The sequence below is a fragment of the Providencia sp. PROV119 genome (assembly GCF_028482435.1).
Lineage (GTDB): Bacteria > Pseudomonadota > Gammaproteobacteria > Enterobacterales > Enterobacteriaceae > Providencia > Providencia stuartii.
Genome location: NZ_JAMPQL010000004.1, coordinates 215,030 through 240,440, shown reverse-complemented (window position 1 = coordinate 240,440; position 25,411 = coordinate 215,030). Strand labels below are relative to the sequence as shown.

20 protein-coding genes are annotated in these 25,411 nt (G+C 41.1%); 5 read left to right on the top strand and 15 right to left on the bottom strand.

The window, feature by feature from the left end:
* Positions 1–5: 5 nt before the first annotated feature.
* The 4 genes from PSF11_RS07400 to mak all read right to left on the bottom strand — a co-directional run bounded on the left by PSF11_RS07400 (position 6) and on the right by mak (position 4,917).
* On the bottom strand, positions 6–518 hold the full coding sequence (locus PSF11_RS07400) for a fimbrial protein (protein ID WP_004926913.1): 513 nt from the start codon (positions 516–518) through the stop codon (positions 6–8).
* A gap of 111 nt (positions 519–629) precedes the next feature.
* Positions 630–905: a helix-turn-helix domain-containing protein gene (locus tag PSF11_RS07395; protein ID WP_004926910.1), complete on the bottom strand. Its 276-nt coding sequence runs from the start codon at positions 903–905 to the stop codon at positions 630–632.
* A gap of 936 nt (positions 906–1,841) precedes the next feature.
* Positions 1,842–3,791 (bottom strand): bifunctional 2',3'-cyclic-nucleotide 2'-phosphodiesterase/3'-nucleotidase, encoded by a 1,950-nt coding sequence (locus PSF11_RS07390; protein ID WP_072502524.1) that lies wholly within the window; start codon positions 3,789–3,791, stop codon positions 1,842–1,844.
* A 220-nt stretch (positions 3,792–4,011) separates the two neighbouring features.
* A complete protein-coding gene (gene mak / locus PSF11_RS07385) occupies positions 4,012–4,917 on the bottom strand; it encodes a fructokinase (RefSeq protein ID WP_072502525.1) in 906 nt (301 codons plus the stop codon).
* 196 nt (positions 4,918–5,113) lie between these two features.
* Between mak and rdgC the strand changes: the two genes are divergently transcribed.
* Together rdgC and PSF11_RS07375 are read left to right on the top strand one after the other, a co-directional pair.
* Positions 5,114–6,019, top strand: coding sequence for a recombination-associated protein RdgC (gene rdgC / locus PSF11_RS07380; protein ID WP_072502526.1), 906 nt, complete (start codon positions 5,114–5,116; stop codon positions 6,017–6,019).
* A 227-nt stretch (positions 6,020–6,246) separates the two neighbouring features.
* A complete protein-coding gene (locus PSF11_RS07375; protein ID WP_004926889.1) occupies positions 6,247–6,759 on the top strand; it encodes a GNAT family N-acetyltransferase in 513 nt (170 codons plus the stop codon).
* A gap of 240 nt (positions 6,760–6,999) precedes the next feature.
* Here the strand turns inward: PSF11_RS07375 and yedF are convergent, their stop codons facing one another.
* The 4 genes from yedF to exbB all read right to left on the bottom strand — a co-directional run bounded on the left by yedF (position 7,000) and on the right by exbB (position 11,263).
* On the bottom strand, positions 7,000–7,239 hold the full coding sequence (gene yedF / locus PSF11_RS07370; RefSeq protein WP_004926886.1) for a sulfurtransferase-like selenium metabolism protein YedF: 240 nt from the start codon (positions 7,237–7,239) through the stop codon (positions 7,000–7,002).
* A complete protein-coding gene (gene yedE / locus PSF11_RS07365) occupies positions 7,236–8,447 on the bottom strand; it encodes a selenium metabolism membrane protein YedE/FdhT (RefSeq protein ID WP_014656793.1) in 1,212 nt (403 codons plus the stop codon). Before yedE ends, yedF begins: the two co-directional genes overlap by 4 nt.
* 1,452 nt (positions 8,448–9,899) lie before the next feature.
* Positions 9,900–10,325, bottom strand: coding sequence for a TonB system transport protein ExbD (gene exbD / locus PSF11_RS07360; protein WP_004926875.1), 426 nt, complete (start codon positions 10,323–10,325; stop codon positions 9,900–9,902).
* Between the two features lie 5 nt (positions 10,326–10,330).
* Positions 10,331–11,263, bottom strand: a complete 933-nt coding sequence (gene exbB, locus PSF11_RS07355) for a tonB-system energizer ExbB (protein ID WP_004926872.1) — start codon at positions 11,261–11,263, stop codon at positions 10,331–10,333.
* Positions 11,264–11,624: 361 nt separating this feature from the next.
* Here exbB and metC point away from each other — a divergent pair, with 361 nt between their 5' ends.
* Together metC and PSF11_RS07345 are read left to right on the top strand one after the other, a co-directional pair.
* Positions 11,625–12,812 (top strand): cystathionine beta-lyase, encoded by a 1,188-nt coding sequence (gene metC / locus PSF11_RS07350; RefSeq protein ID WP_040132821.1) that lies wholly within the window; start codon positions 11,625–11,627, stop codon positions 12,810–12,812.
* Positions 12,813–12,982: 170 nt separating this feature from the next.
* A complete protein-coding gene (locus PSF11_RS07345; protein WP_004926866.1) occupies positions 12,983–13,654 on the top strand; it encodes a DedA family protein in 672 nt (223 codons plus the stop codon).
* A 53-nt stretch (positions 13,655–13,707) separates the two neighbouring features.
* On the opposite strand, the gene PSF11_RS07340 is transcribed toward PSF11_RS07345, so the two are convergent.
* The gene (locus PSF11_RS07340; protein ID WP_072502527.1) at positions 13,708–14,724 is read right to left on the bottom strand and encodes a MerR family transcriptional regulator; all 1,017 of its coding nucleotides are present in this window, start codon (positions 14,722–14,724) and stop codon (positions 13,708–13,710) included.
* Between the two features lie 172 nt (positions 14,725–14,896).
* Between PSF11_RS07340 and PSF11_RS07335 the strand changes: the two genes are divergently transcribed.
* Positions 14,897–15,295, top strand: coding sequence for a hypothetical protein (locus PSF11_RS07335; RefSeq protein WP_014656796.1), 399 nt, complete (start codon positions 14,897–14,899; stop codon positions 15,293–15,295).
* Between the two features lie 69 nt (positions 15,296–15,364).
* Here the strand turns inward: PSF11_RS07335 and carB are convergent, their stop codons facing one another.
* From carB to PSF11_RS07305, 6 genes are all read right to left on the bottom strand, one after another.
* A complete protein-coding gene (gene carB / locus PSF11_RS07330) occupies positions 15,365–18,586 on the bottom strand; it encodes a carbamoyl-phosphate synthase large subunit (protein ID WP_036941863.1) in 3,222 nt (1,073 codons plus the stop codon).
* Positions 18,587–18,600: 14 nt separating this feature from the next.
* Positions 18,601–19,764: a glutamine-hydrolyzing carbamoyl-phosphate synthase small subunit gene (gene carA / locus PSF11_RS07325; protein ID WP_014656798.1), complete on the bottom strand. Its 1,164-nt coding sequence runs from the start codon at positions 19,762–19,764 to the stop codon at positions 18,601–18,603.
* A 446-nt stretch (positions 19,765–20,210) separates the two neighbouring features.
* Entirely contained in the window at positions 20,211–21,032 is an 822-nt protein-coding gene (gene dapB, locus PSF11_RS07320; protein ID WP_014656799.1) for a 4-hydroxy-tetrahydrodipicolinate reductase, read from the bottom strand.
* Positions 21,033–21,278: 246 nt separating this feature from the next.
* Positions 21,279–22,781 (bottom strand): helix-hairpin-helix domain-containing protein, encoded by a 1,503-nt coding sequence (locus PSF11_RS07315; protein WP_036941869.1) that lies wholly within the window; start codon positions 22,779–22,781, stop codon positions 21,279–21,281.
* A gap of 30 nt (positions 22,782–22,811) precedes the next feature.
* The gene (locus tag PSF11_RS07310) at positions 22,812–24,350 is read right to left on the bottom strand and encodes a PP2C family serine/threonine-protein phosphatase (protein ID WP_072502528.1); all 1,539 of its coding nucleotides are present in this window, start codon (positions 24,348–24,350) and stop codon (positions 22,812–22,814) included.
* On the bottom strand, positions 24,350–25,390 hold the full coding sequence (locus tag PSF11_RS07305; protein ID WP_014656801.1) for a TerY-C metal binding domain-containing protein: 1,041 nt from the start codon (positions 25,388–25,390) through the stop codon (positions 24,350–24,352). Before PSF11_RS07305 ends, PSF11_RS07310 begins: the two co-directional genes overlap by 1 nt.
* Positions 25,391–25,411 lie beyond the last annotated feature (21 nt).

Genomic DNA, 25,411 nt, shown 5'->3' with positions numbered 1-25,411 from the left:
ACTTATTATGGATAAGTCAATGTATAGTTAACTTGTGCTGTAACAGCACCTGGAGCGGTTACTACATCTTTCGCATAATAGAATGCTTGGTATGCCAATGTAGCTGCACCATTAACGATTGGCTGGCTACCTGCTGGCGCGCCGTTTACTTTCGCAGCGTTACCAGCTTGGTCTGCTAAACCGATCTGTACGTTAGCAGGTGCAGTTGTTGGGATAAGATTACCAGTTACTGCATCACCACTTGTCAAACTTTCGAAGTTTGCTGCTACATCAACACCACTAACGCTACAGTTAGCCAGTTCGATAGTGAATGATGTATTACCTGCTGTTGCACCAGCAGAACTCAATGCAGTAGTCGATACTGTTGGCAGAGTGACTGTGAAGTCACCACCATTACCCGTAGTGACATCACAAGTTGTTGCAGTGATTTCACCGTTGAACGTAATAGTACCATCTGCCGCTAATGCTGATGCCGAAATTGACGATGCAATGAATAAAACTAAAAGTGATTTTTTCATATTTAACCTTTGTTAAGATAAAACAATTCCAATCCTTTATTATTAAAAATAAGGACAACTGACTACACATTTAAGTAAGAGCTAAATCCATTTAAGACAACATTCCAAAAACTAAATAACTAAAGTATTCGCGACAAATATATTTTTATCGTAAATAGTTTTGTCATAATCAGACAATAACACGACGATATCTACATTAAAGGCATTAGCAAATTTTGCTAATGATTCGACATCAATTCTATTAACTCCACGTTCAAATCTAGAAATTTGCTGTTGGCTTATTCCTGTTATTTTACCTAATGCTTCTCCACTCCAACCATTTTGCAATCTCAGTGACTTTATTCTTTGCCCAACAGACAATGAATATTTATATCTTTCATTTTCCATATGCGGGTACCTCTGAATTTATTATTCACACATTGATTCAGATTAGTTCTTGTCAAATATATTACGTATCCATAATTTAAAAACAAATAACACCACTCACGAAAGAGTAAAATATATTATGAAAATAAAAATAGAAACTAGAATTATCGAAAGTCAAACAACGCCAATAAAAACATAATGTTAATCAAATATCCCAAACCAGAATTAACATCTGATTTAGAAATCAACAAGCAATTAAAGAAGATAAAAAATCTACTTAATGTTGAAAAATCGACATTAACACCAAAAAAATCAATTTTATGTATTAATATATATCAACCTATTTGCATTTTTAGATTATCATCATTAATACTCGCGATTGGAGTAACTCATTTATATTAAAATTTAATCATAAATCAATCATCAATAATAGAAACTAAAAATAAAAAAGTGCCCCCTTTCACAATTTAAAATTGTGTAAAGTTACCTATTTAATTACATAACTAATATTTACATTACATTATCTTTTGATTTCATCTTGAAAAAGCGTCCTTTATAGAAAATCATTTTTTGAATGATATTATAAAAAATGAGTTCACCTTCTTTTTTTAGAAAAATTTCATATTAAAAAAATGAATATATTGAACAGCACTTTTTGTAATGAAAAAAAATTAATTAACATTAAAAATATATAAAAAAATTAATATTTCTCTTATTGTTTATTTCATTCTTAGATAGAAACACAAACATAATTAGACTAACCCTTTTGTTATATATCAGAATTGTATCTCCTGTTTTCACCGCCTATTAATGACATTTTTCAGCTTTTATCTTTAATAACGAGGTAGTGATTTTTATACCTTCAATAAAAAAAGCCCCATTATTATTAAAATGAAATTAACAATAATGAGGCTTTTAATGATCAAATTTTAATAATGGTACTAAATTCGATACTGCTTATTTCTCAGTTAAGTCTATTTGGTAAATAGCAAAACCAATATCATCAGTGCCTACCTGTTTTAATGGGTATTGGGCATTCTGCTGAATGAATTTCGCAGCTTTATCACTCTGAGAGGTTTCAAAACGAATATCGAGAGCCTTATCTGTTTTAATTGGCAAGAATGACCAATTATTATCAGCTCTACTGGTAACCTCACCGTGTTCTTTAGAAACTTTCGCAATATAAGAGGCCAATACGGCACGGTTTTCATCTGGGGAAGCAAACGCAATATGATTATCGCCCGTTCCGGCAAATTTACCGCCGTATGCTCGATAATTATTGGTTGCAACTAAGAAGGTAGCTTTCGGGTCTATTGGTTTCCCTTGATAAGTAACATGCTTAATTCTATTCGCCTGTTTATTGACTAGCTGGCAATCTACATCATATTTTGCAGGCTCAGTGAGGTCGATTTGATAATTTATCCCACTGATAGTGTCAAAATTATAAGTTCTAAAGCCATCCCAGTTAATTAAGCTTTGCGGTGATGTTGATTGAGAATCAATACGGTTAAACATACCCGCTGAACACTCCAGCCACTCGACCACTTCGGCACCTGTCGCTTTCACAACCACTAGTGTATTTGGATATAAATACAAATCAGCAGCATTGCGGAAGGTTAGATCTCCTTTTTCAACCTCAACAAATTCGTCAGGCGCATTTTTACGTCCACCTACTTTGAATGGAGCAGCAGCAGACAATACAGGCAAGTCAGCAAGGTCAGGGTCACCTTGAATATAATGTTTCGTATAATCAACTTGCGCATCATTCACTATCTGTACCGTTGGATCGCTTTGAACTAATGCCAAATAGCTGTACATATTATCGGAGGCTTTTCCGATCAATTTCCCGACAAACTGACGTGTATCGTTATGAGGCTTATCAATGATCTTCGCTAATTCATCATCACGCTCAACCAGCGCTTTTTTGTTGGCTTTATCATAAACGGGTCGAGCATGCGCATTCGCATCAACAACTTTCCAACTGCCATCGTCATTATTGACGACTAAGTCGACGACACCAAGGTGATCACCCCATTGGCCTGGCATCACCGCTGGGATCCCGTTAACGGTACCTTTGGTAATATCAACACCTTTAATATTGGCGAAATCTTTACTTGGAAATACCCCATGAGAGTGACCAAACATAATCGCATCTATTCCCGGTACTTCACTCAGATAATAAACAGAGTTTTCAGCCATTGCCTTATAAGGCTCTTGTGAAAAACCGGAGTGAGGGATTGCCACCACTAAATCAGCACCTTCTTTTTTCATTTGAGGCACAAATTTTTTGGCGGTTTCCGTAATATCGTTGACCGTCACTTTGCCACTAAGATTGGGTTTATCCCAAATCATAATTTGTGGGGGAACAAAACCAATATAACCAATTTTTAAGTTATGGGTTTTTCCATCACGATCTTTGACGGGAGTATCAACAATAATATAAGGAGTAAAATAGTTTTTACCCGTTTTAGCATCGATGATATTGGCGTTAACATAAGGGAATTTTGCCCCTGCAATTGCCTTTTGCAGATAATCTAAACCAAAATTAAATTCATGGTTACCAAAGTTACCTACAGTATAGCCCATTGTATTCATTAGACTATGAGCAGGATGTGACTCCCCTTCCTCAAGGCCTTTTGCTGCCATATAATCCGCTAAAGGACTGCCTTGAATTAAATCACCATTATCAACTAAGACGGCATTTGTCACTTCACCTTTAGCCGCCTTAATTAAACTTGCAGTACGCACCAATCCAAATTGATCCGTTGGTTTATCCTTAAAATAATCGAAATCAATCAAGTTGCTGTGTATGTCAGACGTTTCCATAACACGTAAATCAACTGTTGCGGCATTGGCATTGAATGCCACGAATAAAGCTAATGCTGATAATTTAAAAATAGTATTCACCGTAATTCCCCTTACGTTGATTTGTGCAAAATAACCCTTGCTTATATTCTCTGTAAAAATAGTACAAACAGCATTACATATAGTGAATGTGTGCGTTCTATTCGTTGATATTTCGATAAGCGTTGATAAACAGTGCCTCTCTTGTCCATCGAAGTCACTGTTTATCTTAATAAGCACTATTTAATCATATATAAGTCACAAAATTATTGACGGTACATAACTATTTAGGCCAAAGCCATGCAGCCCCACGCACCCCACTTGAGTCACCATGAATGGCCTGCCGAATTGGCGTATCACATTCACGACCGAATACCCAGTTTTTCACCAGTGAAGGTAATGTTTGATATAAGCCTTCGACATTACTCATTCCACCACCGAGCACAATGACATCGGGATCGAGCATATTGATAACTTGAGCTAATGCTCTAGCAAGCCGAGATTGGTAATGTGTCATTGCGGCTATTGCATGTGGATCCCCAGACTTCATCAATTCGATGATTTCTGAACCTATTTTGGTTTCACCAGACAATTTACGATAGTCCGCCATAAAACCTGTTCCAGATACGAATAGTTCAGTGCACCCTGTTAGCCCGCAATAGCATTGCTCTTCTTGAAGAAACAATGCGTCTTGGCTGTCTTGCCAAGGCAATGGATTATGGCCCCATTCCCCCGCGACCCCATTACCACCAGAATGAACCTGACCATTGATCGCAATACCAGCACCACATCCCGTACCAATAATCACTGCAAATACCACTTTTGCCCCTTTGCCTGCACCATCAACGGCTTCTGAAACAGCAAGGCAGTTAGCATCGTTGGCGACTTTTACAGGCCGCTCAAGTATTCGCGCTAAATCTACATCAAAAAATTGACCGTTGAGCCATGTGGAATTGGCATTTTTCACTTTACCTGTCACAGGTGATAGTGTCCCGGGGATCCCAACTCCCACACTTCCTTTTCTCGCCGTGGCCACTTCGGCATCATGAACAAGACCTGCAATCGCATTTAACGTTGCGTGATAGTCTCCTCTGGGCGTCGCCACACGCTTTCTAAATAGAGTTTCGCCATTATCATCTAATGCAATCACTTCTATTTTTGTACCACCAAGGTCAATTCCAATTCTCATCATCACACCCACTACTTAGCTATTTTCTGTATCATTGCCTGTATACCCTATCGATTTCAAGCGATTAGCGACAAAACTGAGGCCTATAAACACAACAAATACGCCCAAAAGGCATTTTTTTTCGCTTAATAACCGACAATTCGTTATCATAGCCACCGGCTAAAACAGGTAATCCATCAACAAAGGTAGGTTTTTCATGTGGTTCAAGAATATATTGATTTATCGTCTGAATCGTGATCTGGCTCTCAGTGCTGACGATCTGGAAAGACAGCTTGCCCCTCTGGCCTATCATCCTTGTGGTAGTCAAGACATGATGAAAACGGGATGGGTGTCACCCATGAAAGGTTCTGATGCTTTGACCCATGCCGCGGGTAACCAAATACTGATCTGTGCCAAAAAAGAAGAAAAAATGCTGCCTTCCCCTGTCATCAAACAGGAGCTACAAGAAAAAATCGAAAAACTTGAAGCAGACCAAGGCCGTAAACTGAAAAAAACAGAAAAAGATTCTCTTAAAGATGAGGTTGTCCATGCCTTATTACCAAGAGCATTCAGCAAATACAATAAAACCTACATTTGGATTGATACCGTCAATCAATTGATTATTGTTGATGCCGCCAGCGCTAAACGTGCAGAGGATAATTTAGCACTATTGCGTAAAAGCCTCGGTTCACTGCCTGTTGTACCGCTAACTTTTAAAGATCCTATTGAGCTAACGTTAACCGAATGGATCCGCTCAGGCTCTCTGCCTCAAGGTTTTGCCGTAATGGATGAAGCAGAGTTAAAAGCCATTTTAGAGGAAGGTGGCATCATTCGTTGTAAAAAGCAGGATCTGATTTCTGATGAAATTGCGACCCATATTGAGGCTGGGAAATTAGTGACTAAACTGGCTTTAGACTGGGAAGAACGGATCCAATTTATGCTGTCTGATGATGGTTCACTGAAAAGACTAAAATTCAGTGATACATTAAAAGAACAAAACGATGATATCGGTAAAGAAGATTATGCTCAGCGTTTTGATGCCGATTATGTACTTATGACAGGGGAACTGAGCGCCCTGATTGCACGCCTTATTGATGTTCTCGGCGGTGAAGCTGAACATTAATCGATACCATATCCCCAGATGGCAGCAGACGATCCACCGTGTTGCCATCACTTTTTAGACCTCGCTAGCATTGCCACTATTAATTCATTGACTGCCTACTCAATCTCTGGTGAATTGAATTACATCTTGATAACAAAATTATCGCAACGTTTATTTGTTAAATAAAAATAACTAAACGAATCACGTTAACTATCAAAATAAGGTCAACTTCAATCGCAGGAATTGTTATGAAAGAGCTCATCGAACCCGAAGTGGATGAACATTCAGTTGTCACGCTACAAAAAATTACGGCAGATAATTTTTCGGAAATTTGCCTACTCAGCCATACGCTCAGCGAAGCACAACGCGGTATGGTAGCGGATAATGCCTATTCTATTGTTGAAGCTCAATTTTCCGATTGTGCATGGTATCGCGGTATATATGCTGACGATGTTCCCGTTGGTTTTATTATGCTGCATTCGGGGCTAGATGATGACGAGCTTGAATATGATGGAATTATGCTATGGCGCTTTATGATAGCAGAGCCTTATCAAAAATTAGGCTTTGGTCGCGAAGCCCTTCTTCAAGTGATCCGCTATTTAAAAAAGAAAGGTTATCCACGACTTTATAATAGCTGTGGCGAAGGAGAAGAAAGCCCGTTTGAATTCTATAAAAAGCTTGGTTTTATTCCTACAGGAGCTTATTTAGATGATGAATGTGAACTTGTTCTTGATTTAACTAACTGGCAAGAAGAACCGTGATTTAGCAAATAGGGGATTGCCACCTATTATTATTTAATGATTAACATGGCAATTCATAAGCCTATAATGCCAATATCTCTCTGAGGCGGGAACCTCGAAGCTCACTTCAGCAGATCATCTAACTCATTCAGGTTGCAGCAAGGCGGCAAACGAGCAGATCCCTAGAAGCATACATAAGTATGTCACTAGGGTCTGTGGAAGCCGCCAACAGCGCTGCAACTTAAAGTATGGCAAGTATCGTTATTTCTGGATCAAATAACGTATAGTTGGTCCATCTTGCTGAATATCCAGCACGGTATAACCATAATTTTTGGCATCCAAAGGGATATTATTAATTGATTGTGGGCAATCACTGACCACCTCTAATATTTCCCCTTTTTTTAAGGATGGCATCGCTTCCAATGTCGCTACGGCCGGATAAGGGCAAGGCTCCCCGACCATATCTAACCGATAGTCAGGAATGATTTCTTTATGACTCATACAACCTCCGCTGATGTTGAAACTGGTGATTGACGTTTACGGAAAAAATAGCGTTCCCACACCAACATCAAGATAAATGCTAAAGCTAACAACAGATAAGTCACCGCTAATCCCCCTTGTGGACCAAAGGTTTCTAGCAAATTCACTTTATCGAAGTCTGTTGCTAACCAAGGGCCTAAATCATCCCAATAGTAAGCAAGGATGGTTGCTCCGATAATATTACCGAAACCGACCCACCAATAATGGACTTGCCCTTCTACGGCACGGTACATCCAGCCCGTTTCACAGCCCCCCGCAAGCACAATACCAAACCCAAACAATAACCCGCCAATAATGGCATTCGGGCCAGCCCATAAAATTTTTGGCGTTGCACCTAATTGTACATAACTAAAAATACCAATTGCGCTCACCGCCATACCAATAATAATGGCTTTTGCCATATGTGTTCTTCCGGTGATCCATAAGTCACGGAAAGCGGAGGTGAAACAAATTTGTGCTCGTTCAATAAGCAAACCAAACCCAATACCGCATAGAATGGCGATACCTAATACGGGCGCATCCCATAAGGTATAAAAGCCCCACGCGATCGCGACTAAAAAGATAGTCATCCCTAATTTAAAGCGTTTTTTTGCCACATCTAGGTGTTGTGTTAATGGAGAAGCGGCAGAGACTTTTTTGAGCTTAACAGGGATCCTAAACATCGGCATTAATGTGAATTTAGCACCGAAATAGGAGCCTACTGCGGTTGCGATAGCAAAATACCATGCGTGCAGAGAAAACTGAGGGATCCCAGTAAAAAATGCGGCTAAGTTGCACCCCATCGCTAAACGCGCACCGAAACCAGCGATAATACCGCCAATAATTGCTTGGAAAATACGTATCTTGTGTTGTGGCATACGTAATTTTACGTTATTTGCCCATAACGCAGCCGCAAAACACCCCGCAAACATACCGATGATCATCACACCATCAATTCTATCTAGGGGGCTACCTTCTAAGCCAATGACTTTAAAATATCCCCAGTTTTCGGGTTCAGCACCGAATAACTGCATGATATGCCCACCCCAACGGGTGAATTCACCAGTAACAGCCCAGAATGTACCTGTTAAACCAAAGTAATAGGTGGATAAGATCCCTGCCGCAATAACCGCAGGTAGAGGTTTCCAAAAACGGATGAGATAGTGAGATTTAAACTCAGACCAAGTCATTTTAACGTCCAATTCATTCGCGCCAGAACCTGGCAGAGAACCCCGCCGTTGTATAGCATGCCCGCTTCACAAGCCCCTCAATGGTTGCAAGAAAGCAAATTGGCATATTCCCCACAGCAGATAGGGATAACATCATACTCCGATAATTAGTTTCGGGAAGCTATATGCTATAAATATTTCACGGTCTATCCCTTCAATCGCTGATTTTTACAGCAGATATAATAACCTATCGAAAATAAAAGGATGGCTCGCAATACCCTAGGTTGATTATATTGCATCTCAGGTTTTGCCATTAACATGAAGATTTTTGAAAACTTACATTAACTTTATGTTTTATAAAAGAAATTTAAGCAAAAAAAAAGCGTTATCAGAGATAACGCGGGAATGTGTAGTCTTATTTTATCTATAGTAGAGGAGTATAATATGAAATTGCCGTATAACGGCGTTGCATGCTATGCGTAGTCTGAAGTCAGCCCATTTGACTCCAGTAATAACATTTATCAACTTAAAAACGCATTCATCCGTAAGTTAAAAAATAATACGATATAGATCATTTTTACTAACTCAAATTATCAAGATGACTTTATTTTTCCCTAGTTTGGCGAATAAAGAAAATAAAAAAATTTGAAAGATGAAAAGTGTTTAAAAGTATTTCTAAATGTTATTGACCGCATTATAACTCAACATAATTGTTGCGCAAGTGTTTTTTTCATTTAACTAAAATTTCAGCGTAAATTCAATTTTAATGAATAAAATCATATTGTTACACTATTATCGTTAAATATAAAAAACATAATTATATATTTTTAATAATAATTTACATAAATAGCGACATCTTTAAAATGTTACAAAACAAATTATTCAATTAACTCTTCTTATCTAGATAATAATTAACATTTAATTGTTAGATTTATTTATATAGATATCATAATTTGAATAAGCATTAATCTAATTTATTTCATTATCTATTCTACTCAATAACACTTGTAATGGATAAATATAATCTGTATTTATACTCCCAATAATATAATCAGAATTTTATATGTAAAACAAAAGGTTATAAAAGATAAATAAAAAACCCTTTATCTACGCAAAAATAAAAAATACGCGTAATTACTTAAAAACTCACAAAATAAAATAACATCCTAATAGAAAAATAGTTTATTTTTAATAATCACTTATTGAGGAACTAGGCAAAAAAAGATGTGTTAGTGGACAAAAAAAACCATACAACTCAACGGATAAATCACAAAGAAGTCATAAAATTAATTCAAAAAACTAATCATTACTCGCAATACGTCATACCGAATCAAGAAAAAAATTGTGACTTAGGCACCTCAATGATGCAGTTTGGTGCCTGTAGATTTAAACCCTCAATAAAAAACGCACCTTATCACCCCACTATATGTAAAGGGATAAAGTGCGCTTGCTATAGAAAAAGATACTAGCGAACTACTTAGACGCCGCCGCTTCCATGCCTACTAGGCCAATTTTAAGATACCCTGATTGACGCAATGCATTCATTACATCCATCATTGTTTCATAATCAACACTCTTATCCGCTTGGAAGAAAATTGTGGTATCTTTATTCGCATTTGTTGCCAGATCAAGAGAGGCCGCTAACTGCTCTTTTGTTACAGCTTGGTCTCCTATGAATAATTGGCTATCCGCTTTTACCGTCAGAAAGACCGGTTTTTCTGGACGTGGTTGCGGTTTCGCTGTCGAAGCAGGTAAATCCACTTTGATATCAACCGTTGCCAAAGGAGCGGCAACCATAAAGATAATCAACAGAACTAACATAACATCGATAAACGGTGTTACGTTGATCTCGTGCATTTCACCACTATCATCTTGTTCGTCACCTAAACGCATTGCCATAATCGTTACCTTGCTTTGCTATTTGCCAGATCCAGATCGCGACCTAATAGTAACGCAGCCTGTGCTGCAACATCACCGACCTGACCACGGTAGTTATTAATCATTCTGGCAAAAATGTTATAAATAACAACGGCAGGGATTGCTGCGATCAAACCAATTGCTGTTGCTAATAATGCTTCCGCGATCCCTGGAGCAACAACGGCTAAGTTAGTGGTTTGTGAGTGAGCAATACCAATGAAGCTATTCATGATCCCCCAAACCGTACCAAACAACCCAACAAACGGAGAAATCGCCCCAATGGTGGCTAAATAACCATTTCCACGCCCCATATGGCGGCTAATTGCAGCGATTGAACGCTCAAGACGGAACCCTGTGCGATCTTTAATACCAGAAAGATCTGTGCTTTGTGCTGACAGTGTTCTTTCCACAACCGCTTGTTTTAACAATAAACGGGTTACACTGTTTGCCTTAAAACCTTCAGCGATGCTCATTGCCTCATCTAACGATTTGACCTTATTAAGCTGTGCTACTTCAGCTTTTAAACGACGGCGCGCTGCCAATAACTCGATGCCTTTAGAGAAGAACAAGGCCCATGTAATCACTGATGCCAAAACCAGACCAATCATGACTGTTTTAACAACGTTATCTGCATTTTGGTACATACCCCAGACCGATAGGTCCTTATCAAAGCCACCTTGGTTTTCGGTCGCAATCTCAATACTTTCGCTAACCACTGGTGTTGTTGCACCATTTTCTGCTGCGGCTTGAGTTTGTGCCGGTGCTGCTGCCGATGGGGTATTTGTTTCAGTCGCCGGTGCCGCTGGTGTTGTTTGGGCTGACGCTGTGGATGTCGCTGGGGTTGTTGCTGGTGTGGTTTCAGCATTTGCTGTCCCCAACAGGCCTATCGCCAATAGAATAGAAGCTGTTAGTTTACGCATCAGTTGGCCTTATACTCTCTTTTTCTGTGTTCTATTAATAAATTCGTGCCGATGATTTCACGTTCACCGACTAACCTATAAAAGCGAAATTGACTCGCCCAATTCATCTCTTTTTTCAAAAGATGGTGCAGATAATATCAAACGCTGCGCGAATTGATAGTAATTATCATTACTATTCAATATTTTTTTCATATTTCTTGCGCTTTAACAAATATGCCCTCAACAACAGTGAGACTATTACTGAGTGACATGAAAAAAAATCCGATTGGACGTTTACACTTGTACATCTTCAACAAAATCATTTAACTTCAAGTATTCTCTTTTTGTTTCGTATCGCTCAGGAGCAGCTAAAGGACGCAATATGGCTAAGATCAAACCAGAAACTCAACTCGTGCACCTTGGTAGAAACCCTGCTTTTACTCAAAAAGGCGTGAACCCTATAATCCAGCGCACCTCATCCGTAATATTCAACACCCTTGCTGAGAAGCGCCATGCGACACAAAACAGAGCCAATTCTGTACTTTTTTATGGGCGTCGTGGAACACAAACTCACTTTGCATTTCAAGAGGCGATGACGGAATTAGAGTGTGGTGCAGGTGCGGTACTTTATCCCTCAGGGGCGGCCGCAATCACCAATGCACTGTTATCTTTTATCTCTTCGGGAGATCATATTCTTGTCACAGGCTCAGCTTATGATCCCACACAAAACTTTTGCGATAAGATCCTAACAAAACTAAACGTTACAACGGACTATTTTGATCCGATGATTGGAGCTGGTATCGCTGAGCTTATCCGTCCTAATACTCGAATAGTCTTTTTAGAAGCGCCCAGTTCTATCACTATGGAGATTCATGATCTCCCTGCTATTGTGCAAGCGATACGTCAAAAAGCCCCCGAAACTATTATTATGATTGACAACACTTGGGCCGCGGGCGTGTTATTAAAACCTTTATTATTAGGCATCGACATCTCTATCCAGTCTGCGACTAAATATATTAATGGTCACTCGGATGGTATGTTAGGCGTTGCCGTTGCTAATGAGCGCTGCATTGAACCCCTTCGCGAAAACTCTTATTTACTCGGTCAGACTGCCGATCCTGATACGGTATATATGGCCGGTCGCGGCTTACATACGTTAGCAACGAGACTCAAACAGCATGAAACCAATGGCTTAGCTGTTGCTCAGTGGTTAGCGCAGCGCCCTGAAGTTGAACGGGTTTTCCATCCCGCGCTTCCTTCTTGTCCGGGGCACTCATTCTTTGTTCGTGATTTTAGTGGCAGCAACGGGCTATTCTCTTTTCAATTAAAATCACGCTTATCCCAAACACAGTTTGAAAATTTCTTAAATCACTTCAGCCATTTTAAGATGGGGTATTCATGGGGAGGTTATGAATCTTTGATTTTGGGATACCAAAAAGAAGATCTTATCAGCATGCGTCAGTATGATTTTACCCCCAATGAGGGTACTTTTTTCCGTATTCATGTTGGTCTGGAGCATCCCCAAGATTTAATTGATGACCTCACATTGGCATTTGAACGTATCCAATAATGGTGTTTTGTTACACGCTTTCATCATCGACCCAAGATGAAAGCGTGAAAATTCAATCATCTTATTTATCAACTAATCCTCTCATTTAGTAAACAAATCAAACTTGGTATGGTTTTTTCCTGTAATATAAGAAAAGAAATTCGCTTTTTCGTAGATAGACAGGAACAATTATGGAAGTACTACGCGAAATCGTGCTGGCGCTTTGGCATCATGATTTCCTTAAACTCTCCAATCCAGAAGTGCTTTGGGTTATTTACACAGTTCTCTTTGTAGTCATTGTGCTAGAAAATGGGGTACTCCCCGCCGCTTTTTTACCTGGTGATACCTTATTGATCCTTTCGGGAGCCTTAATTGCAAAAGGAGTGCTGCACTTTATTCCGACCATTTTGCTACTAACAACAGCGGCAAGCTTGGGGTGTTGGCTCGGTTTTCTTCAAGGAAGGTGGTTGAGTGAAACAAAAATCGTTAAGCGTTGGCTCTCACAGATCCCGCATGAATATCATGATAAAGCCAACCATATGTTTCATAAACAAGGCCTTTACGCCTTACTCATCGGTCGTTTTTTAGCCTTTGTCCGCACACTATTGCCGGTATTAGCTGGGCTGTCTGAGCTAAGCCATCGACGTTTTCAACTCTTCAATTGGTTAAGTGGCTTACTTTGGGTAGGCATTATCGTGACATTAGGATATGCACTGAACCAAATTCCTTTTGTGAAGCAACATGAACAAATCGTCATTAGCGTATTAATGATCTTACCTGTACTTTTGCTCATCGGTGGGCTTATCGGCTCCATCATGATGTATTGGAAACATCGCAAGTCTATCAATAATAAATCGAAATAATAAAAACCGCCTCATCATTGAGGCGGCATTAGACTTAGTTATGATGGCTTATTTTAATGCGCTGTTAAGGCCGCAAATAAGTATTGACCAATTTCAGGGGTCATCCACGTACCTTGTGAAATAACAGGGTTTTCGCGATAAATTTGACGAATTTTTTCCTGTAATTCAGGGTCTCCCCCAGTAAATTGATTAAACATGTTTAACCATGTTTTAGCCAAGGATTGCACTTCTGGTGATTGAGGCGATACACCTGATTGCTGCGCTCTGTATAAGCCCGCAATCAATTCAGGCCATACTTTACCTGATTCAAAGTAGTGTTCACGCACAAATGCAAACTGTGAATCCGTTAAATAAGACTTAAAAATCGCAAGCTGGTGCTCGCTAAACCCTTTCGCCACATATTCAATCATTTCCTCAGTAATACCTGAAGACAATGCAAATTCATTATCCGACAAATGAATTTTATTCAATCTAGCGAAAAAGTCAGGGTTCCCACCAGTATCACGCTCTAAAGCGATCATCCACTCCGCTGACACTTTGCGCGCTTGTTCAGAGTCAGGTGTAACACCTTCTTGCATAAGGTTTTTAACGGTTTCTACGCGTTGCTGCCACTCTTGGCTTTTTAACGTATTCGCCGTATATAATGGCATTTTTTCTAATTCTTTCGGTGTAAAATACTTGTCGTACATAGACATCATCTCCAATATGGAAAACCAATCAGCCTGAGTGAGAATATCGCCAGCTTGCATTTGTAATTGAAGCTGCTCTAACCGATAGCGTAGTTTGGCTATCTGTTTCATCTGTTCAGAAAGCGCGCTAATACGCTCCTGTAACAATTGCGCCATATTCCCACTATGGCCATCTAAGATCTTACCGATGTCTTTGAGTTTAACGCCCACTTGTCTGAGCATTTGAATTTGAGTTAAACGCTCAAGACACTGTACGTTATAGAGTCGATAACCCGCATCGGTTCTCGCAGTTGGAACGAGTAATCCTATCTCTTCATAATGATGAAGTGTGCGAATGGTTAGCCCTGTTTTTTGTGCAATCTCACCCACTTGAAATAGCATATCGAACCTCCTGTGATTGATGTGCAGGTTAGTGCCTCACGTTACGTGAGAGTCAACCGTTTCTGACAAGAATTTTATCTTTTTTTCTCTTTCTAGATCATCTTTATCTTCACAAACACACTGATTATAATTTTCGCGGAATAACCCACACTGAATAATAATGGTGAAATTAATGAGTATGAAAGCAATATGTATAGGATTGCTTTTACTCCCTTCTTTAGGGTTAGCAAATCCCCTAAACACCGGAGAGCCGAGTACGCCTGGGTATGAGAAAGCCGAGGAAGCTAAAGCGTGTATTGACCAATATGCTTTTGATATCGCAAGACAATATGACCAACCTGCCAGCCAAATAGCTGAAGCGGCTCTTGGTTACTGTGATCAAAAGATAGAGTCATTTCGCCAATACAACCGAGAAATGAGTGTTGCCAACATTCCACAAAGTAACCTCCGAGAGCTTTCTTTGCGGGGAGCCGCGCTCTATGCTGCCGACCAGCAATTCCATGATCTCAAACTTTCGTGGATAAAAGATATTGAATACAAAATATTAAAACACAGAGAAGCAACACAATAGCATTTTCTTAAAATAAAAAAGCCCTGCCACTTAAGATTAAGGACAGGGCTTTAAACTTATCTTATTGCATTATTTAATTAGAGCATGCATCTCTTGCACTGAAATCACTTTTTCCGTTGGATCAGCGCTTAATGACATTGTGGTCGCAAAGCCGCCATTCAACGTCGTATCATAGTGTACTTTATATTGTAATGCGCTACGGCGTATTAACTTAGAATCCTCAATCGCTTGACGACCAGCCGTAGTGTTCACGATATAATCGTATTCACCATTTTTGATCCTATCTTGAATATGAGGACGACCTTCATGCACTTTGTTGACCAAACGAGGGTTGATCCCAGCTTCACCTAAGACGATAGCCGTACCATGGGTCGCATCCAATTCAAAACCATGCTTAAGCAATTTAGCCGCCAAATCAACGACTCGAGTTTTATCCCCTTCGCGCACAGACAACAATGCACGACCGGATTTTTTCATTGTCGAGTTACTGCCTAACATTGCTTTCGCGAAAGCCTCCGCAAATGTACGGCCAACGCCCATCACTTCCCCTGTTGAGCGCATCTCTGGCCCCAAAATTGGGTCAACACCTTGGAATTTATTAAACGGTAGCACCACTTCTTTTACAGAATAATAAGGAGGAATAATCTCTTTCGTCATCCCTTGTTCTGTCAATGATTGACCAACCATCACTCGCGCAGCAATTTTTGCCAGAGGCAGCCCAGTCGCTTTAGATACAAATGGAACAGTACGCGCTGCACGTGGGTTCACTTCGATAAGATAAACTTCGTTATCTTTTACGGCAAACTGGACGTTCATCAAGCCACGAACACGTAACTCAAATGCCAAGTTACGCACTTGCTCACGCATCACATCTTGAATTTCTTGGCTAAGTGTATAAGCAGGTAATGAGCATGCTGAATCACCTGAGTGCACCCCAGCTTGTTCAATATGCTCCATGATGCCGCCAATCAACACCATTTCACCATCACAGATTGCGTCAACGTCTACTTCAACTGCATCATCTAGGAAACGGTCGAGTAGTACTGGTGCATCGTTAGAAACACTCACGGCAGTTTGGAAATAGCGACGTAGATCAGATTCGTCATAAACGATTTCCATCGCACGTCCTCCTAAAACATAGGATGGACGTACCACCAGCGGATAACCGATGCCTGACGCTTTTTCAACCGCCTGCTCAATCGTCACTACAGTCGCATTTTGTGGTTGCTTCAAGTTCAAGCGATTAACCGCTTGTTGGAAACGTTCACGGTCTTCTGCACGGTCAATGGCATCTGGGCTAGTACCGATGACGGGTACACCAGCCGCTTCTAGGGCACGAGCCAGTTTTAATGGCGTCTGCCCGCCATATTGAACAATAACCCCTTTTGGCTGCTCAATACGTACAATTTCAAGTACATCTTCTAAGGTAACTGGCTCAAAATAGAGGCGGTCTGAGGTGTCATAGTCTGTTGAAACCGTCTCAGGGTTACAGTTAACCATGATGGTTTCATACCCATCTTCACGTAGTGCCAACGAAGCATGAACACAGCAGTAGTCAAATTCAATACCTTGACCTATACGGTTTGGACCACCACCTAATACCATAACTTTAGGCTTGTCGAAATTAGGGTTAGACTCACACTCATCTTCATAGGTGGAGTACATATAAGCGGTATCTGTTGCAAACTCAGCCGCACAGGTATCAACACGCTTATAAACAGGGTGTAAGCCATAACCTTGACGCAGTTTACGTAGCTCAGCTTCAGAGACACCAACAAGTTTTGCTAAACGTGCATCAGCAAAACCTTTGCGTTTCAAAACGCTTAAAAACGTTTTGGTTAACCCATTAATGCCTAGCTCTGTAACTTGTTCTTCTAAGCGCACCAGCTCTTCGATTTGCACTAAGAACCAGCGGTCGATGTTAGTTAGGTTGAAAATACCGTCAACGGATAGTCCTGCACGGAAGGCATCGGCAATATACCAAATACGCTCTGCGCCCGCGTCTTTTAACTCGCGACGAATACGTGTTAGTGCTTCAGGATCATCTTGGCTAACTTTTGGATCAAAACCAGTCGCGCCAACTTCAAGGCCACGTAATGCTTTTTGCATTGACTCTTGGAAGGTGCGACCAATTGCCATCACCTCACCAACGGACTTCATTTGCGTTGTCAGGCGGTCATTCGTGCCCGCAAATTTTTCGAAATTGAAACGAGGAATTTTTGTGACGACATAGTCAATGGAAGGTTCGAATGATGCAGGTGTACGACCACCTGTAATATCATTCATTAGTTCATCAAGTGTGTAGCCAACAGCAAGCTTAGCGGCAATTTTGGCAATTGGGAAACCAGTCGCTTTCGAAGCAAGTGCGGAAGAGCGCGATACACGAGGGTTCATTTCAATAACAATCAAACGTCCATTTTTGGGATTGACGGCAAATTGAACGTTAGAGCCTCCAGTTTCAACACCAATCTCACGCAATACCGCCATCGAGGCATCACGCATAATTTGATATTCTTTATCGGTCAGTGTCTGGGCTGGCGCAACGGTGATAGAGTCACCCGTATGGATCCCCATCGCATCAAAGTTTTCAATTGAACAAACAATAATGCAGTTATCATTTTTGTCGCGTACCACTTCCATTTCGTACTCTTTCCAGCCAATGAGTGACTCATCAATCAGTAACTCATTGGTTGGTGAGAGGTCAAGGCCGCGCGTACAGATTTCTTCAAATTCTTCACGGTTATAAGCAATACCACCGCCAGTTCCCCCCATCGTAAATGAAGGACGGATAATACAAGGGAACCCAACATCTTCAGCTACCGCGTAGGCTTCTTCCATATTGTGTGCGATACCGGAGCGCGCTGTATCCAAGCCAATTTTTTTCATGGCTTTATCAAAACGTTGGCGGTCTTCGGCTTTATCAATCGCATCGGCGGTGGCACCAATCATTGTCACACCGAACTCAGCTAATACGCCTTTACGCTCAAGCTCCAGTGCACAGTTCAAAGCAGTTTGCCCACCCATGGTTGGCAGCACCGCATCTGGACGCTCTTTTTCGATGATTTTACGCACCACTTCCCAATGAATTGGCTCAATATACGTTGCATCAGCCATTTCAGGGTCAGTCATGATGGTTGCTGGGTTAGAGTTGACTAAAATAACACGATAGCCTTCTTCACGCAGTGCTTTACACGCTTGCGCACCTGAATAGTCAAATTCACACGCTTGGCCGATAACAATCGGGCCAGCCCCTAGAATCAGAATACTTTTTATATCTGTACGTTTTGGCATTTTTCTGCTCCCGATTATTTTGCGTTATGACGAGGTTGGTTCTGGCGATATTCATGGATAAGTTCGATGAAGTGATCGAACAATTTCGCCGCATCGTGAGGGCCAGAACTTGCTTCAGGGTGCCCTTGGAAACTAAACGCTGGCTTATCCGTACGGTGAATACCTTGCAGAGTGCCATCAAACAATGACTTATGTGTCACACGTAATGTGTCGGGTAATGTTGACTCATCGACAGCAAAACCATGGTTTTGTGCTGTGATCATGACAACATTTTGATCTAAATCTTTAACTGGATGGTTTGCACCATGGTGACCAAACTTCATTTTCATCGTACTTGCGCCGCTTGCTAACGCCAGTAGCTGGTGCCCTAGGCAGATACCAAAAACAGGAATTTCTGTTTTTAAGAAATCTTGAATTGCTTTGATAGCATAGTCACAAGGGGCAGGGTCGCCAGGCCCGTTAGAAAGGAAAATACCATCTGGATCCATCGCCAATACGGTTTCTGCTGGTGTTGTTGCAGGAACGACAGTCAAACGGCACCCACGATCCACTAGCATACGTAAAATATTACGCTTAGCCCCAAAGTCATAAGCGACTACATGTAACGGTAGCTCATCTTCACTTTTCGCACTCAGTTGACCATCAGCCAAAGTCCAAGAGCCTTGAGTCCAACTGTATGCTTCTTTCGTGCACACTTCTTTCGCCAAATCTAAGCCGTTTAGGCCAGAGAATGCGCGAGCTTTTTCCAGCGCCAACGCCGCATCTGGTGCATCACCGGCAATGATACAGCCGTTCTGAGCCCCTTTTTCTCTTAATAAACGCGTTAATTTACGTGTATCAATATCGGCGATAGCAACGACATTATGACGTTTCAGGTATTCTGATAGGCCTTCCTGACCGCGAAAGTTACTATAAACCAGTGGTAGGTCACGAATAATCAAACCTTGAGCATGAACATTTGGGGATTCTTCGTCATCAGCATTAGTGCCGACATTACCAATATGGGGATAGGTGAGAGTAACAATTTGGCGGGAATAGGAAGGGTCGGTAATTATTTCTTGATATCCGGTCATTGACGTATTGAAAACGACTTCTCCAACAGCGGCCCCTTCAGCACCAATGGCGCGCCCGTGGAATTCGGTTCCGTCTTCGAGAACCAGTATAGCTGACTTAATCAAAACACCCTCCAGGGAATAATAAATCACAATTAGTGCATATTAATTCAGATTTGAGGATCTAAATCAATGCCAAAATGCGTTTTTAAGCAAATTTTTGGCAAATTGCGCGCATTCTAATGATGAGATGAGGTCTTGTCTAGGAAAAAACGCATTTTTTTCATTTTTTTGTTACTTTTTTAGTGATCAGCCCGATTTTTAGTGCGATGGCTAGCAAAACTAACACCAATAGTACCTAAGTAAACGGTTGCAAACTGAATTAAGTGAATATCTTATGGTAAAGCAGGAAGAGTATCGAATAAAGTCTATTTTTTAAGCAAAAAGACTTAGAAAAAACAATTAAACATCAAAAAACAAAGTTAATTTATAAAACATATAACAATAGATGCAAATCACAACAAATACGTAAATAACATCATGATTTGCATCAATAATATTAAAACATAAATCTATAAATTCTCTAAATCTAGAACATCTTTCATATTATATAATCCTGCATTTTGAGCAACTACCCATGCAGATGCTTTAATTGCCCCATTAGCAAAGGTCATTCGACTGGAAGCCTTGTGAGTTATCTCTACACGCTCACCAATATCGGCAAACATTGCAGTGTGCTCACCAACAATGTCACCCGCTCGTACAGTCGCAAAACCAATTGTGCCAGCTTCGCGCTCTCCGGTATGGCCTTCACGCGCATATACTGCACACTCTTTAAGATCTTTACCTAGTGCATGAGCAATCGACTCCCCCATAGCCAGTGCCGTACCTGAAGGGGCATCGACTTTATGGCGATGGTGAGCCTCGATGATCTCAATATCCGTGTAATCTCCCATCACTTTCGCTGCTTTTTCCAGCAATTTCAGCACTAAGTTAACGCCAACACTGAAATTTGCTGCAAACACAATAGGGATCGATTTAGCGGCTTCGGCGATGGCATGTTTGCCTTGATCGTCAAAACCGGTTGTACCAATTACCATCGCCTTATGGTTAGCGCGGCAAAAAGCTAAATAATTCAACGTACCTTCGGGACGCGTGAAATCAATCACGACATCAAAATCATCAACAACTTTATCCAATGTATCAACGACAGCAATACCCAGTTTGCCGACTCCCGCAAGCTCACCCGCGTCCGTTCCAACTAATGATGAACCGACGCGCTCAATTGCTGCCCCTAACCGGATACCCTCTTGATTTTGTGTTGCCTGAATAAGCTGACGCCCCATGCGCCCTCCTGCACCAACAATTGCAACACGTACCATTGAATTTGCCATTTGCTATCCTTTTTGTCCGTTTTGCGGTGAATGTGAGGCCTAATACCACTTCACTCGCCACCACAACATCGTCATGTGAAAAATCATTGTGATATAGCTTAGCGAGCCTCTTGAGACTCTGCTAGCTCTAATCTTGAATTATTAACAAAAGCGTATAATGGCTAGAAATTATCAGAAAAAGTTGTGGGAAAAATAGGAATAGCCACAGAAGGGGGTCCTCTGTGGCTAGCGTGTGAGATAAGTCAGCTAATCATTAGAAATTAATTGAACGACGACTAGTCGGCCGCCTTCTTCTGTCGATAACACAAACTGCAAGCCATCAGTCAATGCAATCTTATCGCCAATAGGTATCTGTCTTTTTTCTGGTAATACCATCAAGCCATCAATACGTTCATTCACTAGCCACCATTGGTTATTGTGGAAAATAAAATAACCAACACGTTTCTTTTGCTCATCCGTTGTTCGCTCATTAGGCGCAATAAGTCGATTAACATGCCAAGCATAAAGTGATTGCCCACTCCATACCATCAACCGGTGGTCATCTGGTCGATAATTTCCCGCTTTACGTGAAGAGTATAGGTTTAAGATCGGTAATTTACCTGAGTATGCAGTGCCACAATAAGGGCAAACAGGGTGCATTTTCCCAGAAAAAACATACCATTGCTGCTCACAATCATGGTTTTGACACGGTTGAATGAGATCGACAGTTTTTACTAGTGCCGTTTCCCACTCATCCGCAGTAGGCCTGAGAGAGGGTTCGTGCAGACCAGTAATAAAGGCTTTTTCAAATAACGGCGTTAAATAAGGCCCCATCACGGTATAAGGGATTTTTTCAGGATCAGCCCAAGGCAAAGATGAAGGTTTAACCTGATTTAATTTAACGGCATTACTTCTATCGGTAGGGTGTTCAATAAAAAGCGCTTTTTCCCCCATTAATAAGCTTTCATCATTCATCTCATCATCCATATCATGAATTTTACCGCCACGCAGTGGATGTCGATAAAATAAATACATATAGATCAGAACTGATAACGCATGCCTATCTGTAGTAATACTCGGTAAAATACGATTTGGGTCGGATTTGGCTAAATGAGCCGTTTTGACCACTTCCGGTGCAATAAAATCTGGCGTACCGACCACATCGGGGGGATATTTTCCAGGAACCACTAACCCATCAATATCAATCACGCACGCATGCCCCTGTTCAGGGTCGATTAGCACGTTTTTATAGCTTAGATCACTGTGACACAGACCCGCAGCGTGCATTCGGCGAACGGCTCTTGCCAACAAAAGACACACTTTCAAGTAATTCAGCATATTGCCGCGTTCACGCGGATCTAAGAATTTATTTTGATTATTTGCGCTGGCAAACCACTTTCCTTCTTTTTCACGGCCTTTAATCGCTAGGAAGTCATTATTCTTAGAGCCATATTTAAAGAAAAAATGGGATTGATAAGTTGGAACAACAATACCAACCTTACCTTCATGCTTCACAATATCGGTTGGCCAACAAAACAAACCCTTCCAGTATTCACCACCAATTTGCTCAAAAATATTTTTTCTGTATTGCCCTGTGATCATATCAATACGTTCAAGCGCTTGCGCATTTTGGGGCGTTTTATAAAATGCGACGACATAGGATCTGTCTGGCGAAAAATAGACATCCTTCATTGAGCCTGAACCAATAATTTCGTCAACGTATTGAACGGTTTTCCCATCCTGAGTTGTACAGGTAATAATATTTGCCATAAAAACCACCAAATTTATATTTCAGAACGGTTACCAAGCAACAATGATGGTGCGATCATCATGATTACCTGCTGAGAAAAAATTTAACCATTCGGCAAGCTTTTTATCAGCCTCTATTGGGCTTTCTAAACAAGGCGTTATTTGCTCAAGAAGATCATCCCATCGCTGTGGATCTTTCAGGCCGTTATCGGTTTCAAAAATAGGATCAGAAACCCCATCAGTCATCAGGATCAGGTGAGTGATTTCAGGCCATTTACCAATCCCGATCCGCCGATTAAAGTCGTTATCATTGATTTCACTCTCATCGAGGAAACGGGTTTGCCCTGCATACTCCCCACTGTCGGGTACACCAAGAAGACGTACTTTACCTGCTGGACCATAAACCGCAATTGCCCCATCCCCCATCCAAAACGAAGCCGCGAATAACTCATCGCCAACACGCATTGAGGCCGTTGCCAGTAATGTCGTTGAGAATGATTTAATCGGTTGTTCAACGTGAATAGCTTCATTTTTAATATTATTGATCGTCAATTGTGCTGCGTTATGGAACAACTTAGCAAAGTAGGCACCGATATATTTGGTTGATTCCGCATCCCATGACGTCAGCGCTCCCATAAATTGTGCTCTTTCTTCATCGCTAGCACTCGATAACCGCCCGTTAAGGTATTCACCGAACGTATTGACCGCAATACGTGAGCCTTCACGTGAGTTTTTTGCACTGCCTGCGCCATCAGCAACAATCATTAAGCTCCAACCACTTTTATCATCATGGTGAATATAAAAATCATCATCACGAAATGATCCAGCGTGTTCATGAGAGCGACCACGGCGGCTTGCTGCTGCAATACGCAATGGGCCTTCTGAAATAATTTGATGGTCAATATGCTTTTTAGGGTAAGGGCTATCTGCTGGTGGCTCATTAATTTGCCATAGACTACGAGGATCAGGATTGATAATAAAAATCCCCTCTGTGGTACAAGGCTCTCGGCCTTCACTTGACCAAACTACCGACATCTTAATGTTGCCACTTTGTGTTGGTACGCCTGATAACATTGATGTTTCAGCATCAAAGGTAACGCCAATCTCATCTGAAAAATCGACACGCTCAACGGTTGCCGTTTCACCATTACTCAATAACACTTGAACTTGAGAATTAAAGGCAAGCCCAACTCGCCCATTTGCGATCACAATGCTCGCAGTAGGAGGCAGAGAAACGGGTTCTTTCGTGATATTCGCATTGCCTGCTGCGGGGATCTGCCCCGGTTTAAGCACGGGCTCTTTTTCCAAAGATACAGGCTCGGTGACCTGCTGTGACTGGCTTTGCAAATAAGGCAATAATAGAGTCAGTTGTGAATCACTGAATTGGCACTCATTTAACCTATCAGCAAACTGTGCCTGCTCTTTAATATCTGCACATTTTTCTTGGATTTGCTCAAGAATGTTAAAAATGGCTTCAGCTATCTGTTTATCTTCATAAATTGCCACCAAAGCGCTTTCAGAAATAGGCATATTACGATTTCTAATTGCGTGCTCTAGCAGCAATTTAATCAATAGTGCATTTTGATCCATTACCCTTTTCCTCTAGTCACATCAAAATCAGACTGGTCATCACTATTGTTAAAAGAGATCCCCCTTTCACACCAAGGACAGATGACAGATTCAGGGCCATTGACACAGAGTAATTTGCCACAGGCACAGACGGCGAAAGCGGTCGCATTACCACAATATGGGCAACCTGGCGTACCATTTAGCTCGCTAGTGTTCACTTGTGACATATTCGCGCTATCATCGCTCCACGCAAAATAACTTTCATCAATGGTGTAACACCCTGTAAGGTTAAAGTGACTGAGGTTCAATTTGAAGTTCAGGTTAGGTAGATGTGTTGGTGGACGTTCATATTTCATCAAATAAGGCCGTTTAGAACGGTTACAACGCCCGACAAAAGTGACGCAAGTATCATCATAACTTGCCGCAATTTCATCTTTAGCTAACCGCACCACTTGCTCTGTCTTATGCAATAGTGGTGGTGCTTCATCGCCCACACTGCGACTTTGGGAAACAACGGATGCCGTAATCCATTTGATAAATTTAGTAAAATCCCCTTCCTGAGCTTCCGTAAACAATAAAACGTTCTCCGTTAATTGCGATAATACGTTTAAGTCGGCAGAGGCGCCTAAGCCAATCGCAATTAAATTGACTTTAGAGGCATATTTTTCTTTCCAACGCTGAATTTCCGGTGCCACATTATCGGTAGGTCGCCCATCTGTCAGTAAATAGACCACAGGCTTCCAATCCCCTTTTCTTTCATAAGTGGTTTTTTGGACTTGAGTATCTATTTGATAGGATAATTCTTTCAGGGCGCTACCAAGACTGGTTCCACCCCCTATGGGCAATTGAGGTGGATAGAAGGAAACAACTTCCGTTAACGGCACAATTGTTTTAGCAATACCCGCAAAAGCGATAATGGAAATCCAAGCTGTTTCTAATGCATGAGGGTCTTTTCTGAGATCGTTGACGATCATCTGTAGACCATCATTCATTTTTTTTAGGTTTTCTCCCACCATGGATTCAGAACAGTCAAGCACGAAGAAAATAGGCAGTCTTCTCATCACTAAACCTTATTACAAGTA

Bases quoted from the DNA above. Each gene is read 5' to 3' on its own strand.
- PSF11_RS07400 (WP_004926913.1), bottom strand. From the start codon at position 518: ATGAAAAAATCACTTTTAGTTTTATTCATTGCATCGTCAATTTCGGCA.
- PSF11_RS07395 (WP_004926910.1), bottom strand. From the start codon at position 905: ATGGAAAATGAAAGATATAAATATTCATTGTCTGTTGGGCAAAGAATA.
- mak (WP_072502525.1), bottom strand. From the start codon at position 4,917: ATGAGAATTGGAATTGACCTTGGTGGTACAAAAATAGAAGTGATTGCA.
- rdgC (WP_072502526.1), top strand. From the start codon at position 5,114: ATGTGGTTCAAGAATATATTGATTTATCGTCTGAATCGTGATCTGGCT.
- PSF11_RS07375 (WP_004926889.1), top strand. From the start codon at position 6,247: ATGAAAGAGCTCATCGAACCCGAAGTGGATGAACATTCAGTTGTCACG.
- yedF (WP_004926886.1), bottom strand. From the start codon at position 7,239: ATGAGTCATAAAGAAATCATTCCTGACTATCGGTTAGATATGGTCGGG.
- yedE (WP_014656793.1), bottom strand. From the start codon at position 8,447: ATGACTTGGTCTGAGTTTAAATCTCACTATCTCATCCGTTTTTGGAAA.
- exbD (WP_004926875.1), bottom strand. From the start codon at position 10,325: ATGGCAATGCGTTTAGGTGACGAACAAGATGATAGTGGTGAAATGCAC.
- exbB (WP_004926872.1), bottom strand. From the start codon at position 11,263: ATGCGTAAACTAACAGCTTCTATTCTATTGGCGATAGGCCTGTTGGGG.
- metC (WP_040132821.1), top strand. From the start codon at position 11,625: ATGGCTAAGATCAAACCAGAAACTCAACTCGTGCACCTTGGTAGAAAC.
- PSF11_RS07345 (WP_004926866.1), top strand. From the start codon at position 12,983: ATGGAAGTACTACGCGAAATCGTGCTGGCGCTTTGGCATCATGATTTC.
- PSF11_RS07340 (WP_072502527.1), bottom strand. From the start codon at position 14,724: ATGCTATTTCAAGTGGGTGAGATTGCACAAAAAACAGGGCTAACCATT.
- PSF11_RS07335 (WP_014656796.1), top strand. From the start codon at position 14,897: ATGAGTATGAAAGCAATATGTATAGGATTGCTTTTACTCCCTTCTTTA.
- carB (WP_036941863.1), bottom strand. From the start codon at position 18,586: ATGCCAAAACGTACAGATATAAAAAGTATTCTGATTCTAGGGGCTGGC.
- dapB (WP_014656799.1), bottom strand. From the start codon at position 21,032: ATGGCAAATTCAATGGTACGTGTTGCAATTGTTGGTGCAGGAGGGCGC.
- PSF11_RS07315 (WP_036941869.1), bottom strand. From the start codon at position 22,781: ATGGCAAATATTATTACCTGTACAACTCAGGATGGGAAAACCGTTCAA.
- PSF11_RS07310 (WP_072502528.1), bottom strand. From the start codon at position 24,350: ATGGATCAAAATGCACTATTGATTAAATTGCTGCTAGAGCACGCAATT.
- PSF11_RS07305 (WP_014656801.1), bottom strand. From the start codon at position 25,390: ATGAGAAGACTGCCTATTTTCTTCGTGCTTGACTGTTCTGAATCCATG.